This window comes from Roseisolibacter agri, assembly GCF_030159095.1.
GTDB classification, from domain to species: Bacteria; Gemmatimonadota; Gemmatimonadetes; order Gemmatimonadales; family Gemmatimonadaceae; genus Roseisolibacter; species Roseisolibacter agri.
The window spans coordinates 809,246-823,507 of sequence record NZ_BRXS01000002.1; the positions used below are offsets into that span (position 1 = coordinate 809,246).

Sequence of the window (14,262 nt, forward strand, 5' to 3'; positions counted from 1 at the left end):
CTCGACGGGCGCATCGCGCGCCCGCGCACGCTCAGATGCCGGTCGCCGCGCGGCGCCGCGCGCCCTCGGCGTCGCCGTTCACGGCGTGCTCCGCGATCGCGACGAACGCCTGCGTCTCGAGGTCGTACGCGAACACCTCGCCCGTCTCGATCTTGTAGACCCAGCCGTGCAGGTGCAGGTCGCCGCGGCGCAGGCGCGAGGCGACCACCGGCAGCGTGCGCAGGTGCTCCAGCTGCACGAGCACGTTCTCCTCGATCGCCGCCACGAGCTTCCGGTCCTCCGGCAGGTGCCCGTAGTGGTCGGTGACGATGCGGCGCGTCGTGGCCGCGTGCTCCAGCCACCCGGCGACCGCGGGCAGCTCCGTCAGCGACTCGGGGTGCAGCAGCCCCTTCATCGCGCCGCAGTGCGTGTGGCCGCAGACGATGATGTCCTTCACGCCGAGCGCGCCGACGGCGTACTCGATGGTCGCGACCTCGCCGCTGGTCGTCCCGCCGGCGAGCGGGATGATGTTGCCCGCGTTGCGCAGGATGAACAGGTCGCCCGGGCGCGAGCGCGTCAGCAGGTTCGGATCGATGCGCGAGTCCGAGCACGTGATGAACAGCGTCTCGGGCGACTGCCGCTCGGCCAGCTGCTCGAAGAGCGTCGCGAGCGGGCGGAAGTCCTCGGTCTGGAACTGGTGGATGCCGCGGATGAGCTGCTGCATGAGTTGTTCGGGAGTCGGTCGGGGATGTGCCGTATCGCGCGGGTTGGCGCGCCGGGAATGCTAGGTGCTTCGGGGCGCGCCGTCTGTCGGAAGCCGGCGCCGACCGTGTAGGACCGCGACGTACGCGCCATGGCGGCCGGAGGGATTGCATGCCCCTGGGGGGTATCCTAGATTGCTCTTACCCCCTGGGGGTATCGCCCACCCGTCCGGCAGGAGTACACGACATGGAGACCATCGCCCTCGCGATCACCGGCATGTCCTGCGGCCACTGCGTCGCCGGCGTCCGACGCGCCCTCGCCGCGGTGCCGGGCGTCGCGGTGCAGGACGTCCGCATCGGCGGCGCCACCGTCACCACGGACGGCGTGTCGGCGGCCACCCTCCTCACGGCGGTCGAGGACGCCGGCTACCAGGCCACCGTCGTCGATTCCGCGGCTCCGAGCGCGCCGGCCGAGCCGCTGCACGCGCTCCGGAGGGCCGCGCCATGACCACGGTCGACTGGCTGGTGCTGGCTGGCGGGGCCGCCGGCATCGCGTGGGTGAACTGGTACTTCTTCCTCGCGCAGCGGACCGCGGCGGTCGCCACCGTGGCCAGCGGCGCCACCGCGGCCGGCGCGCCGCAGGAGGCCACGATCGCCGTGCACGGCGGCTACACGCCCGCGGTCGTGCGCGTGAAGGCCGGCCGGCCCGTGCGCCTGACCTTCGACCGCCAGGAGACCTCGAGCTGCTCCGAGGAGGTCGTGTTCGGGGACTTCGGCGTGCGCCGCTTCCTCCCCGCGCACCAGCGCACCGTCGTCGAGGTGACGCCGCCGGCCGCGGGCACGTACGAGTTCACGTGCGGCATGGGCATGCTGCGCGGAAAGCTCGTCGCCGAGTGAGGAGAGGCATCCCATGACCACCACGCAGACGCCCGCACCTGCCGCGCCGTCCGAGCGCGTCGTCATTCCCGTGACCGGGATGACGTGCGCCGCGTGCCAGGGGCGCGTGCAGCGGACGCTGAGCCGGACGCCCGGCGTCGTCGACGCGAGCGTGAACCTGATGATGGGCAACGCGACCGTGTCGTACGACCCGGCCGCGGTCACGCCCGACGCCCTCGTCGCGACGATCCGCGACACCGGCTACGGCGCCGAGCTGCCGCGGCCCGACGTGTCGGCGTTCGACGAGCAGGCGGCGCGCGACCACGCGCAGACGGAGGAGTTCCACGACCTGCGCACGAAGGCGATCGCCAGCGGCGTCGTCGGCGCGCTGGCGATGGTGCTGTCGATGCCGCTGATGGTCGCCGAGACGCACGGCGTCGTCGCCGACCCGTTCATGCGCTGGGCGATGCACGCGCTGACGCCCGCGCTGCGCGGCGTCGCGCCATGGCTGTACGCGATCCCCGCGGCCGCGATCTCGTGGACGCTGCTCGTGGTCACGCTGGGCGTGATGGCGTGGGCGGGCCGCGACTTCTACGTGCGCGCGTGGGCGGCCTTCCGCCACCACGCGGCGGACATGAACACGCTCATCGCCGTCGGCACGGGCGCGGCGTTCGTGTACTCGGCCGTCGCGACCGTCGCGCCGCAGCTGTTCCGCGCCGCGGGGCTCGCGCCCGACGTGTACTACGAGGCGGTGGTCATCATCATCGCGCTCATCCTCACGGGCAACGCGTTCGAGGCGCGCGCGAAGCGGCAGACGTCCGCGGCGCTGCGCGCGCTGGCGGCGCTACAGCCGCCCACCGCGCGCGTCGCGCGCCCCACGCCCGACGGCGGCACCGAGGAGGTCGACCTGCCGATCGAGGCGGTGCGCGCGGGCGACGTCGTGCTGGTGCGGCCGGGCGAGCGCGTGCCGGTGGACGGCGAGGTGCTCGCGGGCGCGAGCGCGGTCGACGAGTCGATGCTGACCGGCGAGTCGATCCCGGTCGAGAAGGCGGTGGGCGACCGCGTCATCGGCGGCACGATCAACCGCACCGGGGCCTTCCGCTTCCGCGCCACCACCCTCGGCGCCGACAGCGTGCTCGCGCGCATCGTGCGGCTGATGCGCGACGCGCAGGGCTCGCGCGCGCCCATCCAGGCGCTCGCGGACCGCATCAGCGCGGTGTTCGTGCCGGTGGTGCTCTCGATCGCGATCGCGACGTTCACCGCCTGGTTCGTGGTCGCGCACGCGACCGGCACGCCCGTGGGCGCGGCGACCGTCCGCGCGTTCGCGGCGGCGGTCGCGGTGCTGATCATCGCCTGCCCCTGTGCGATGGGGCTCGCCGTGCCGACGGCGGTGATGGTCGCGACGGGCCGCGGCGCGGCGCTGGGCGTCCTGATCAAGGGCGGCGAGGCGCTGCAGCGCGCGGGCGACGTGACGACGGTGGTGCTGGACAAGACGGGCACGGTCACGGAGGGGCGGCCGGCGGTCACCGACGTCGTCGTCGCGAACGGCGCGTCGGAGGACGAGCTGCTGCGCCTCATTGCATCCCTGGAAACCATGAGCGAGCACCCGCTGGCCGAGGCGATCGTGCGCGCGGCGCGCGACCGCGGGCTGGCGCTGGCGGCGCCGGAGACCTTCGCGTCGGCGACGGGGCGCGGCGCGACGGGCGTGGTGGACGGCCGCGCGATCGCCGTCGGCAATGCGGCGCTGATGCGCGACTGGGCCGTCGACGTCGGGCCGCTCGCCGATGCCGCCGCGCGGCTGGCCGGCGATGGCAGGACACCGATGTACGCCGCCGTCGACGGCGCGCTCGCGGGCGTGGTCGCGGTCGCGGACCCGATCCGCGCGATGTCGCGCGACGCGATCGCTCGGCTCCGCGCGCTGGGGCTCGACGTGGTCATGCTGACGGGCGACCACCGCACGACGGCCGAGGCGATCGCGCGCGCGGCCGGCATCGCGCACGTGGTGGCCGAGGTGCTGCCGGAGGGCAAGGTGGCCGAGGTGCGGCGCCTGCAGGCGGCGGGGCGGGTCGTCGCGATGGTGGGCGACGGCGTCAACGACGCGCCGGCGCTGGTGCAGGCCGACGTGGGCATCGCGGTCGGCAGCGGCGCGGACGTCGCGGTCGAGGCGGCGGACGTCGCGCTGATGCGCGGCGACCTCGCGGGCGCGGTGGACGCGATCGCGCTCTCGCGCCGCACCATGCGCACGATGAAGCAGAACCTGTTCTGGGCGTTCGTCTACAACGTCGTCGGCATCCCGATCGCCGCCGGCGTGCTCTATCCCGCGTTCGGGCTGCTGCTGAGCCCCATCCTCGCCAGCGCGGCGATGGCGTTCAGCTCCGTGAGCGTCGTGTCCAACAGCCTGCGGCTGCGCGGGGCGCGCCTGTCCACCTCCAGGTCGTGACCATGTCGACGCACGAGCACGAGCACACCCACGCGCCGACGGCCGCCTGCGGCTGCGGCGCCGATCACGGTGCCGACCACGACGCCGAGGGGCGGAAGGCGGTCGCCGTGGACCCCGACGCCAAGACGCGGAACCTCAAGCGCCTGCGGCGCATCGAGGGGCAGGTGCGCGGGCTGCAGAAAATGGTCGAGGAGGACCGCTACTGCGCCGACGTCATGACGCAGATCTCATCGGTGCACGAGGCGCTCCGCGCCGTGGGCCGGGAGCTCATGCGCAACCACCTCAAGCACTGCGCGACCTCGGCGCTGCGCGGCACGCCCGACGAGGCGAGCGCGATGTACGACGAGCTCGTGGACCTGATGTACCGGCACAGCCGGTGACGGCCGATGACGGCGGGTGACCGCCGTCGGCCGACCCGCTAGCTTCCGCGCGTGATGTCCCGCCTCCGCACCGCCGTCGCCCTGCTGTGCCACGTCCTGCTGCTCCACGTGAGCGTGCTGGGCGGCGGCATGGCGTGCGCGAGCCCCGCGTCGGCGACGCCTGTCGCGGCTGCCGCCTCCCACGCCGCGGCGGATCACGGCGCACATCACGACGCCGCTGACGAGCGAGACGCGCCGGCGCCGCACCATGACGGCGCGCCCACGCACTGCATCACCGCGGCCGGCTGCGCCGCCGTCGCGGTGGCCGCGCCCGCGGTGACGCCCGCGTCGCTCGCGTCCGTGCACGCGGAAGTCTCGCGCGTGCGCGTGCGCGTGCCCGCCTCCACGCGCGCCGCGCCCGAGCCGCCGCCGCCGCGCGCCTGATCGACCCGCACGCCGGCGCATCGCCGGCGCGTGCCGCGCGCGCTTCCCGCGCGCTCCACTCGCTCGCGTGCGCGCGGGCGACCATGGTCGATCCCTTCACGCAGGACGCATGTCTCCGAAGCCTTCCGCCCCGCCGGCGCCGCGCGCCGGCCGAGGGCTCGTGGCCGCCTCGCGCGCGGCCGCCTCGCTCGCAGCGCTCGCATCGCTCGTCGCGCGGCCCGCCGCCGCGCAGACCGACTACTACAACACCGACGCCGGCCGCCCCATCACGGTCGAGGACGCGTATCCCGTCGAGCGCCGCGCGCTCGAGCTGCAGCTCGCGCCGCTGCGCCTGGAGCGCGCGCGCGGCGGCACGTACCACTGGGGCGTGGAGCCGGAGGTCGCCGTCGGCATCCTCCCGCGCACGCAGCTCGAGGTCGGGCTGCCGTTCGCGTTCGTCGAGCGGGGCGCGCAGCGCGCGTCCGGGCTGGCGGGCGTCGAGCTGTCGGTGCTCCACAACCTGAACGTCGAGACGGCGCTCCCCGCGCTCGCCGTCGCGGCCGACGTGCTCGTTCCCGCCGGCGGGCTCGGGCCCGAGCGCGCGTATCCGTCGGTGAAGGGGATCGCGACGCGCACGCTCCCGTGGGCGCGCTTCCACCTCAACGGGCAGTACACGTTCGGGACGGAGTCGGATGCGGGCACGGACGCGGGCACCGCGGAGCTGTCGCGCTGGCAGGCGGGCGTCGCGGTGGACCGCACGCTGCCGCTGCGATCGCTGCTGCTGACCGGCGAGGTGGTCGCGCGCCGGCCGCTGCGTGCGGACGACGCCGCCGTCGAGTGGAACTCCGGCGCCGGCGCCCGCTACCAGCTGAGCCCTCGCGTCGCCGCCGACGCGGGCGCGGGCTACCGCCTCACCGGCGACGACCGCGGCTGGTACGCGACCGTGGGCGCCGCCGTGGTGGTGGGCATGCCGTGGAGGACCCGCTGATGCGGAGCGTGATGCGATCGATCGTCGTCGCCGCCGCGCTGCTCGCGCCGGCCGCCGCGCGCGCGCAGTGGGTCACGACGCACGAGCAGTTCTACCTGCAGGCGCCGCACAACTGGGTGTTCCGGAACAACTACCAGGGCGCGGACCGGCTGTTCAACGCCTTCGACTACGGGCACGCGATCCTGTACGAGAAGCTGTGGACGAGGCCCGGCGCGCCGGCGTCGCTGCTGGAGGAGCAGGAGTACGCCTACCTCACGCAGAAGGTGCTCGTGCGCCCGCCGCGCGTGCCGCTGGAGGAGGCCGCGATCGAGGTGCGGTACGCGCGCCTCGCGCCCGAGGCGAAGCAGATGTTCGAGTGGGCGCACGTGCTCCATCGCCAGCTCTACGACGTGCTGGCGGACGCGCGGCTGGACCAGGCGGGGAAGGACCGCGAGGTGCGGCGGCTGCTCGACTACTACCGCTCGCGCCGCGACGTCGCGTTCAGCGCGGTGCCGAAGAGCATGAAGCTGATGCAGGAGCAGCCGTACTCGCTCGCGTTCCGGCAGCGCTACCCGAAGTTCAACGGGCTGATCTGGGCGTACCACTGGCTGCAGGTCGGGCTCTACGAGCCGCTGATGGTCGGCACGACGGAGGCCGAGCGGCAGGCGGGCGTGCGGGCGACGGTCGCGCGGTTCTGGCAGATGCTGCAGGACCCACCGCGCACCTTCCCGTACCAGATGCCGATGACGCCGGCTATCGCGCCGACGTTCGCCGCGCGCTATCCCGAGGCGGCGATCATCTTCGACAACCTGCACTCGATGCACGACGTCATCAGCGACATCCTCGCCAACGACGCCGTGCCGCGCGACCGCAAGCGGGCCGAGATCGTGCTGGCGGCGCGCCGCTTCCGCGACGACACGTCGTACGTGATGACGCCCGAGGCGTGGCGGACGATGGCCGCGCACATGGGGCGGGAGAACATGGGCGGCCCGTCGGTGGGCTTCCTGCCCACGCTGCCGACGCCGACGGTGACGTACGGCGCGGTGATGACGCACGACGACCGCACGGGCGCGATGACGGGCTTCAAGCACGGGCAGGCGACGGGCGGCGAGCATGCGGGGCACGGCACCGACGCGGCGGCGGCGAGCGCCCCGGCCGCGAGCGCGCCGGCCGCGAGCGCCCCGGCCGCCGCGCCGGACACGGGGCACGCGATGCACCACGCGGCGCCAGTCACACCGGCCGCGCCGGCGGCCGACACGACGCCGGCGCCGCGGGTGACGAAGGACGCGCCGGCCGCGAAGCCCGCCGCGCGGCCGGCGCCGAAGCGAGCCGCGAAGCCCGCGGCCAAGCCGGCCGCGAAGCCGGCCGCGAAGCCGGCCGCGAAGCCGGCCGCGAAGCCGGCCGCGAAGCCGGCCGATCCGCACGCCGGCCATCATCCGTGACGCGACGCGGGGCCCCGGCCGATGCCGGGGCCCCGCGTCGCGTCACTTGGCCTTGTGGTCGATCTCGTCCTCGGCCGTGATCTTCTTGTTGTCGTTCTTCAGCGGCCCGTAGCCGCTGCGCCCCGGATGATCCGGGATCGTGATCGTCGTGCGGCCGACGTTGTTCGTGTAGTCGCTCTCGGCGAACTGGTGGCAGAGGCCCGTCGCGGCGTCGGTCACCCGCGGGCAGCCGCCGGCGGACGGGGCGTACGCCGGGTTCACCTCGACCTCGATCGTGTAGACCCCGGGCGGCACCGCGGGTTGTCCGTCCCCGCCGTCGAGCACGAAGTACTGGCCGCCCAGCTTGAACGTGTAGGTGTCGGCCCACCCGTCGCTGATGCCCTGGAAGCCGTCGCGCGTGGTGGTGCCGCAGTTCCGGTAGCTCCACGTCCCGTCGCCCGTGCCGACGTTGTACGGGTCCGTGTCGAGCATGCAGAAGCCGCGCTTGGCCGCCTTCCACTCGGTGCCGCTCGCGTCGAGCAGCCGGTACGTGGCGTAGTGCTGGAAGTGGAAGTGCCCGTGGCACGACGCGAACTCGAACAGCCCGTCCTGGTCCGAGAAGTCGCCGTCGCCGTTGGGATCCATGTGCGCCAGCGGGCTGCCGACGAACACGTCGCCCTCGCCGATGTTGGGCGTCGTCACGGTGAAGCGCAGCACCGTGTGCGTGCCGGGCGTCACGCCGCCCTCCTGCACGCTGCAGAACTCCGCCGGGAAGTCCTCCACGCGCACCAGCCAGTTGTTGCGCGTGGCCTTCGTGTCGACGATCAGGTCGGGGAGCGCGGACGTGTTGACGGTGTTGCGGTCGAGCGCCGGCCCACGCTCCGGGGCGCGCAGGGCGGTCGGGCCGTCGGGGCTCGCGCACGCGGTGGCGAGCAGCACGAGCAGCGCTTGCAGCACTTGCAGCGACTGACGCATGACGGATCCTCCGGGCCTGGGAAAGGGATCCTGGCGGCCGCGCCACGGACTGCGCGCGGCGTGCGACGGACTGCTACAGTGGGACCTGCCGGGACGCGCTGCAAGCGCGACCGGTGCACCGGCCGCCCTTCCGCATCGCGTGCGCAAGCATCACGATCCCGTCATGTCGTCGCCACGTCCCCGCAGCGTCACCTACCGCGCCCGCCGCATCCACCGCTGGCTCGGCCTCCTCATCGGCGTCCAGTTCGTGCTCTGGACCGTCGGTGGGCTGTACTTCTCGTGGACCGACCTCGACGCGGTGCACGGCGACCACCTGATGCGCCCCGCGCCCGCCGTCGATGCCGACGCGGCGCGCATCGCGCCGGGCGCGGCCCTCGCGGCGTTGCGCGCACGCACGCGCGTGGACTCGGTGGCCGCCGTCGAGCTGGCGAGCGTGGTCGGGCGCCCGACGTACCGCGTCACCTACTTCGCGACCGACGGTGCGCGCGCGATCAAGCGGCGGCAGCTGGTGGACGCGACGACGGGCGCGCTCCGCGGCCCGCTCGACCGCGACGAGGCGGTGCGCGCCGCGCGGGCGGCCTACCGCGGCGCCGCGCCCGTCACCGGCGTGTCGCTGCTGACGGCCGACTCGGTGGGCGCGCACCACGAGTTCCGCGAGCAGCCGCTCCCCGCGTGGGCGGTGCGCTTCGGCGACGCCGAGGGCGCGACGGCGTACGTGCCCGCGGAGCTGGGCCAGGTGCTCCGCATCCGCAACGACCGGTGGCGCGCGTTCGACTTCCTCTGGATGCTGCACACGATGGACTACGCCGGCCGCGACGACTTCAACAACCTCGTGCTGCGCGCGTTCTCCGTGCTCGGCCTGGTGACGGTTGGCTCGGGCTTCCTGCTGTTCGCGCTGACGTCGCCGACGCTGCGCCGCCGCCCGCGCGTGGAGCCCACGCACCACGCGCACAAGGCGCCGGTGACGAACGCCGCCTCCCGGGCATGAGGCACGCGCTCGGATCGGGTGTGGCAGCGGTCCTCGCTCTGGCCGTCGCCGCGCCGGCGCATGCGCAGGACACGCTGGCGACGGTGCGCGTCACCGTGCGCCACGAGGGCGCGCCGGTGGAGGGCGCGATCGTGCGCGCGCTCGCACCCGACCGCGCCGCCACGCAGACCGATGCGCACGGCGCCGCCACGCTGCGGCTGCCCGCCGGTGATCGTGCGCTCGTGGTCGAGCGGCTCGGCTTCCGCGCCGACACGCTGCGGCTCGCGCTGCGCGCGGCGCAGGACACGGCCGTCGCCGCGTCGCTGACCGCGAAGGGCGCGGAGGTGGAGGCGGTGGTCGTCACCGCGACGCGCGACGAGCGGCGCGTGGAGGACACGCCGCTGCGCGTCGAGGTGATCGACGAGGAGGAGGTGGCCGAGAAGGTGGCGATGACGCCCGGCGACATCGCGATGATGCTGAACGAGACGAGCGGCCTGCGCGTCCAGGCCACGAACCCCTCGCTCGGCGGCGCGAACGTGCGCGTGCAGGGGCTGCGCGGGCGCTACACGCTCATCCTCGCCGACGGGCTGCCGCTGTACGGTGGCCAAGCGGGTGGATTGGGGCTGCTGCAGATCCCGCCGCTCGACCTCGCGCGCGTCGAGATCATCAAGGGCACCGCGTCGGCGCTCTACGGCAGCTCGGCGCTGGGCGGCGTGATCAACCTCGTGTCGCGTCGGCCCGGCGACGAGGACGCGCAGACCGCGCTCGTGAACCGCACGTCGCGCGGCGGCACCGACGCGGTCTACTTCGGCGCGGGACCGGTGACCGCGCGCGCGGGCTACACGCTGCTCGCGGGCGCGCACCACCAGCAGCGTCAGGACGTGGACGACGACGGCTGGACCGACCTGCCGGGCTACGCGCGCGTCGTGCTGCGCCCGCGCCTCTACCTCGACGACGGCGCGGGGCGCACCGTGTTCCTGACCGGCGGCGTGACGGCCGAGAAGCGTGAGGGCGGCACGATGGACGGGCGGACGGTGCCCGACGGGACGCCCGCGGGCCGCGCGTACGCCGAGGCGCTGCGCACGCGCCGCGCGGACGTCGGCGGGCTGGCGCGCTGGGTCGTCCCGGCGGAGCGCGCGCTGCACGGCGCGATCGTCACCGTGCGCGCGTCGGCGATGGAGCAGCGGCACGCGCACCGCTTCGGCGCGGTGCGCGAGGAGGACCGGCACCGCACCTGGTTCGGCGAGGCGGCGGTCGCCGTGCCGCGCGGCGCGGTCACCTACGTCGCGGGCGCCGCGTTCCAGCGCGACGCCTACCACAACGCGGACGTCGCGGGCTTCGACCACGCGCACGCGGTCCCCGCCGCGTTCGTGCAGCTGGACGCCGATCCCGCGCCGTGGGCGTCGGTCTCCGCGAGCGCGCGCCTGGACGCGCACGGCGCGTACGGCACGTTCGTGAACCCGCGCCTGTCGCTGCTGCTGCGGCGACCGGGCGAAGCGGACGGCGGCGCGCTCGCGGGCTGGACGACGCGGCTCTCCGGCGGCACGGGCGCGTTCGCGCCGACGCCGTTCACCGAGGAGACGGAGGCCACGGGGCTGACGCCGCTCGCGCCGCTGCGCGGGCTGGTCGCGGAGCGCGCACGCAGCGCCTCGCTCGACGTCGGCGGGCCACTGGCGACGGCGCTCGGCCGGCTGGAGGTGAACGCCACCGCGTTCGGCTCGCGCGTCGCGCACGCGCTGCAGGTCGCCGATGCGCGCGGCCTCACCGCCGACGGCGCGCGCCGCATCGCGCTCGTCAACGCGCCGGGCGCCACGCACACGTGGGGCGGCGAGCTGCTCGCGCGCCTCGTGCATGCGCTGGGGGAGGAGGGCCCGGAGGGCGCGGACGGCGAGGAGCCGCCGGCGCTGCGCGTCACCGGCACGTACACCTTCCTGCGCGGCAGGGAATGCGATCCGTCGGTGCCGGCGGGCAGTGCGGCATCGTGCGCGCGCCGCGAGGTGCCGCTGACGCCGCGCCACGCGGCCGGCGTCGTCGCCGCCGTGGAGCGCGAGGGGACGAGCCGCGTGGGGCTCGAGGTCTACTACACGGGGCGCCAGGCGCTGGCGGACGATCCGTACCGGCGCGAGAGCCGGCCGTACGTGATCGTCGGGCTGCTGGGCGAGCGCGCGTTCGAGACGCGCGCGGGCCTCGCGCGCCTGTTCGTGAACCTGGAGAACCTCACGAACGTGCGGCAGACCCGCTTCGATCCGCTGCTCCGCCGCACGCGCGGGCCCGGCGGCCGGTGGACCACCGACGCCTGGACCGATCTCGCGGGCTTCACCGTGAACGGCGGCGTGCGGCTGGCGTTCTGACGGCTGCCTGACGGTTGCCTGACGGCCGCGCGTGATCGTGCTGCTGCCGTCGGGGCGCGACAGTCGAACGCGAGGTGCGCAGCGGCTCGTGGCGCATCCCGCATCCTGCCCACGTCGTCGATTGCGCGCTCCGACCGCGCGCGACAAGCTGGGCTGGAGGTCATGCTGCCGCGTCCCCGGTTGCATGAACGAACCGTCATGTCGTGTCGTCTGTGAGGGAGATCGCGCGACCGTCGACGGGCAGGCGCAGGTCATGCTGACATCGCTGTCAGACTTCGCCCCGCGCGCGTGACGTCGAGCCGGAACGGCCCCGGCCGACGCGCGCTGCGCAGGACGTGCGCGACGGCTCCCGTCTCCCTCACGTCCGCATCGCATGCATCACCTCGCGCACGATCCGGACATGCCAGTCGGCGGTGAGCGCTTCACCGAGAGCGCAGGCCGCATCGCGCTGCCGCTGGACAACATCACGGACGCCGTCGTGATCCTCGACCGCGACTGGCGCTACGTGTACGTGAACGCGCGGGCCGCCGCGCTGTTCGGGCGCGTGCCCGAGGAGCTGATCGGCCGGCACATCTGGACCGAGTTTCCCGACGCGGTCGGGCAGCCGTTCCAGGAGCGGTACGAGCGCGCGATGACGGCGCGCACCGAGGAGCGCTTCGACGCGTGCTACGAGCCGTGGGACCGCTGGTTCGAGAACCGCGTCTTCCCGATCGACGACGGCATCCTCGTCCTCTTCACCGAGACGACCGAGGCGCGCCGCACGCAGGCCGCGCTGGAGCGCAGCGAGCGCCGCTTCCGCGCGCTGCTGGACGTCACGGCGGCGACCGCCTGGTGGACCGACGCCGAGGGCACGGTCGTCGAGCCCATCCCGCGCTGGCAGGCGTTCACGGGCCAGACCGCGGAGGAGGCGAGCGGGTGGGGCTGGCTGTCGATGGTCCATCCGGACGACCGCGCGGCGGTCGCGGCGGCGTGGCACGACGCGATCGAGCGCCGCGGGCCCTACCACATCGAGCACCGGCTGCGCCGCCACGACGGCGAGTGGCGCACGATGATCGCGCGCGCGGTGCCGCTGCTCGGCCCCGAGGGCGAGATCCGCGAGTGGGTGGGCGCGCAGGTGGACGTCACCGAGGAGCGCGTCGCGATCGCCGCGCACGCCGCCGACGAGGCGCGCTTCCGCTCGCTCAGCGCGTCGTCGCCGATGGGGATCTACGAGACGGACATGAGCGGCGCGGTGACGTACGCGAACCCCCGTGCGCTGCAGATCTTCGCGATGTCGGCGGAGGAGGCGGCGGGCCACGGCTGGCAGCGGCGCGTGCACCCCGACGACCTCGCGGCGATGCTCGAGGCGTGGCACGCCGCGCTCGAGGCGGGCAGCGACTACATCCGCGAGTACCGCCTCTGCCTGCCCGACGGCACGACGCGGTGCGTGCGCAAGCGCTCCGGTCCGCTCCGCGACGCGCAGGGCACGCTCGTCGGCTCCGTCGGCACGATCGAGGACATCACCGAGCATCGCGAGCTGGAGGCGCGCCTGCGCCAGGCGCAGAAGATGGAGGCCGTGGGCCAGCTCGCCGGCGGCATCGCGCACGACTTCAACAACCTGCTGACGGTCATCAGCGGCAACCTGGAGCTGGCGACGCACGAGCTGCCCGAGGGCCACGCCGCGCAGGCGGACCTCGTCGAGGTGACGACCGCGGTGAAGCGCGCGCGCGCGCTCGTGCGGCAGCTGCTGACGTTCAGCCGCAAGCAGGTGCGGTCGGTGCGCCCGATCGACGTCAACGTCGTGGTGCGCGACGCCGAGCGGCTGCTGCAGCGCGTGCTCGGCGAGCAGATCGTGCTGCACGTGCATCTCCCGTCGGCGCCCATGGTGGTGGAGGCGGACCCGAGCCAGATCGAGCAGATCCTGCTCAACCTCGGCATCAACGCGCGCGACGCGATCCTGACGCCGCGGCACGGGCGGCCGGCGGGGCGCGGCACGCTGTCGATCGAGGTCGACGGCCTGACGCTGACGACCGCGAACTCGACGCGCTGGGGGATCGCCGCGCCGGGGCCGTACGTGCGCCTCGCGGTGCGCGACACGGGGCACGGGATGGACGCGGCGACGATGAGCCACGTCTTCGAGCCGTTCTTCACCACCAAGCCGGTGGGCGAGGGCACGGGGCTCGGCCTCGCGACGGTGTACGCGATCGTGACGCAGAGCGGCGGCGCGATCCGCGTGGACAGCGCGCCGGGCGAGGGCGCGCACGTCGAGATCCTGCTGCCGCGCGTCGGCGTGGTCGCGCCGGCGGCCGAGGCGCCCGGGCCGACGGACGGCGTCGCCGCGCCGCGGCGCGAGACGATCCTGCTGGTGGAGGACGAGCGCGCCGTGCGCGCGGCCGCGCGGCGGCTGCTGGAGCGGCGCGGCTACGTGGTGCTGGAGGCGCAGCACGGCGCGGACGCGCTGCTCGTGTGGCGCGAGCACCGTCACGCGATCGACGCCGTCGTCACCGACATCCGCATGCCCGAGATGGGCGGGCTGGAGCTGGTGTCGCTGCTGCGCGCGGAGGCGCCCGCGCTGCCGGTGGTCTACGTCTCGGGCTACGCGGAGCAGCAGGACTCCGCGGCGCTGCGCGTGGACGAGGCGTACGTCGAGAAGCCGTTCACCGGCGACGCGCTCGCCGAGGCCGTCGGGCGGGTGCTGGGCGCCGCGCGCTGAGCGCTGCCTCAGCGCTGCCTCAGCGCTGCCTCAGCGCTGCCTCAGCGCTGCCTCAGCGCTGCCTCAGCGCTGCCTCAGCGCTGCCTCAGCGCTGCCTCAGCGCTGCCTCAG

At 74.6% G+C, this 14,262-nt stretch carries 12 protein-coding genes; 10 read left to right on the forward strand and 2 right to left on the reverse strand.

The window, feature by feature from the left end; all coding sequences use genetic code 11:
- Positions 1 to 31: 31 nt before the first annotated feature.
- Positions 32 to 703 (reverse strand): carbonic anhydrase, encoded by a 672-nt coding sequence (locus rosag_RS08280; RefSeq protein WP_284349602.1) that lies wholly within the window; start codon positions 701 to 703, stop codon positions 32 to 34.
- 224 nt (positions 704 to 927) lie between these two features.
- On the opposite strand from rosag_RS08280, the gene rosag_RS08285 reads away from it, so the two are divergent.
- From rosag_RS08285 to rosag_RS08315, 7 genes are all read left to right on the forward strand, one after another.
- On the forward strand, positions 928 to 1,188 hold the full coding sequence (locus tag rosag_RS08285) for a heavy-metal-associated domain-containing protein (RefSeq protein ID WP_284349603.1): 261 nt from the start codon (positions 928 to 930) through the stop codon (positions 1,186 to 1,188).
- The gene (locus rosag_RS08290; RefSeq protein WP_284349604.1) at positions 1,185 to 1,577 is read left to right on the forward strand and encodes a cupredoxin domain-containing protein; all 393 of its coding nucleotides are present in this window, start codon (positions 1,185 to 1,187) and stop codon (positions 1,575 to 1,577) included. Before rosag_RS08285 ends, rosag_RS08290 begins: the two co-directional genes overlap by 4 nt.
- Before the next feature lie 13 nt (positions 1,578 to 1,590).
- Positions 1,591 to 3,996, forward strand: coding sequence for a heavy metal translocating P-type ATPase (locus rosag_RS08295; RefSeq protein WP_284349605.1), 2,406 nt, complete (start codon positions 1,591 to 1,593; stop codon positions 3,994 to 3,996).
- Positions 3,997 to 3,998: 2 nt separating this feature from the next.
- On the forward strand, positions 3,999 to 4,376 hold the full coding sequence (locus tag rosag_RS08300) for a metal-sensitive transcriptional regulator (RefSeq protein WP_284349607.1): 378 nt from the start codon (positions 3,999 to 4,001) through the stop codon (positions 4,374 to 4,376).
- Between the two features lie 51 nt (positions 4,377 to 4,427).
- The gene (locus rosag_RS08305) at positions 4,428 to 4,799 is read left to right on the forward strand and encodes a hypothetical protein (protein ID WP_284349608.1); all 372 of its coding nucleotides are present in this window, start codon (positions 4,428 to 4,430) and stop codon (positions 4,797 to 4,799) included.
- Positions 4,800 to 4,959: 160 nt separating this feature from the next.
- A complete protein-coding gene (locus tag rosag_RS08310; RefSeq protein ID WP_284349609.1) occupies positions 4,960 to 5,766 on the forward strand; it encodes a transporter in 807 nt (268 codons plus the stop codon).
- An 11-nt stretch (positions 5,767 to 5,777) separates the two neighbouring features.
- The gene (locus rosag_RS08315; protein WP_284349610.1) at positions 5,778 to 7,187 is read left to right on the forward strand and encodes a hypothetical protein; all 1,410 of its coding nucleotides are present in this window, start codon (positions 5,778 to 5,780) and stop codon (positions 7,185 to 7,187) included.
- Positions 7,188 to 7,229: 42 nt separating this feature from the next.
- Here the strand turns inward: rosag_RS08315 and rosag_RS08320 are convergent, their stop codons facing one another.
- Complete coding sequence (locus rosag_RS08320; RefSeq protein ID WP_284349611.1) at positions 7,230 to 8,141, reverse strand: lysyl oxidase family protein; 912 nt, start codon at positions 8,139 to 8,141, stop codon at positions 7,230 to 7,232.
- Positions 8,142 to 8,304: 163 nt separating this feature from the next.
- Between rosag_RS08320 and rosag_RS08325 the strand changes: the two genes are divergently transcribed.
- The 3 genes from rosag_RS08325 (at position 8,305) to rosag_RS08335 (ending at position 14,151) form a co-directional block, all read left to right on the forward strand.
- Positions 8,305 to 9,129 (forward strand): PepSY domain-containing protein, encoded by an 825-nt coding sequence (locus tag rosag_RS08325; RefSeq protein ID WP_284349612.1) that lies wholly within the window; start codon positions 8,305 to 8,307, stop codon positions 9,127 to 9,129.
- 20 nt (positions 9,130 to 9,149) lie between these two features.
- Positions 9,150 to 11,459 (forward strand): TonB-dependent receptor, encoded by a 2,310-nt coding sequence (locus rosag_RS08330; RefSeq protein ID WP_284349613.1) that lies wholly within the window; start codon positions 9,150 to 9,152, stop codon positions 11,457 to 11,459.
- Positions 11,460 to 11,859: 400 nt separating this feature from the next.
- Complete coding sequence (locus rosag_RS08335; protein WP_284349614.1) at positions 11,860 to 14,151, forward strand: hybrid sensor histidine kinase/response regulator; 2,292 nt, start codon at positions 11,860 to 11,862, stop codon at positions 14,149 to 14,151.
- The last annotated feature ends 111 nt before the right edge of the window (positions 14,152 to 14,262 follow it).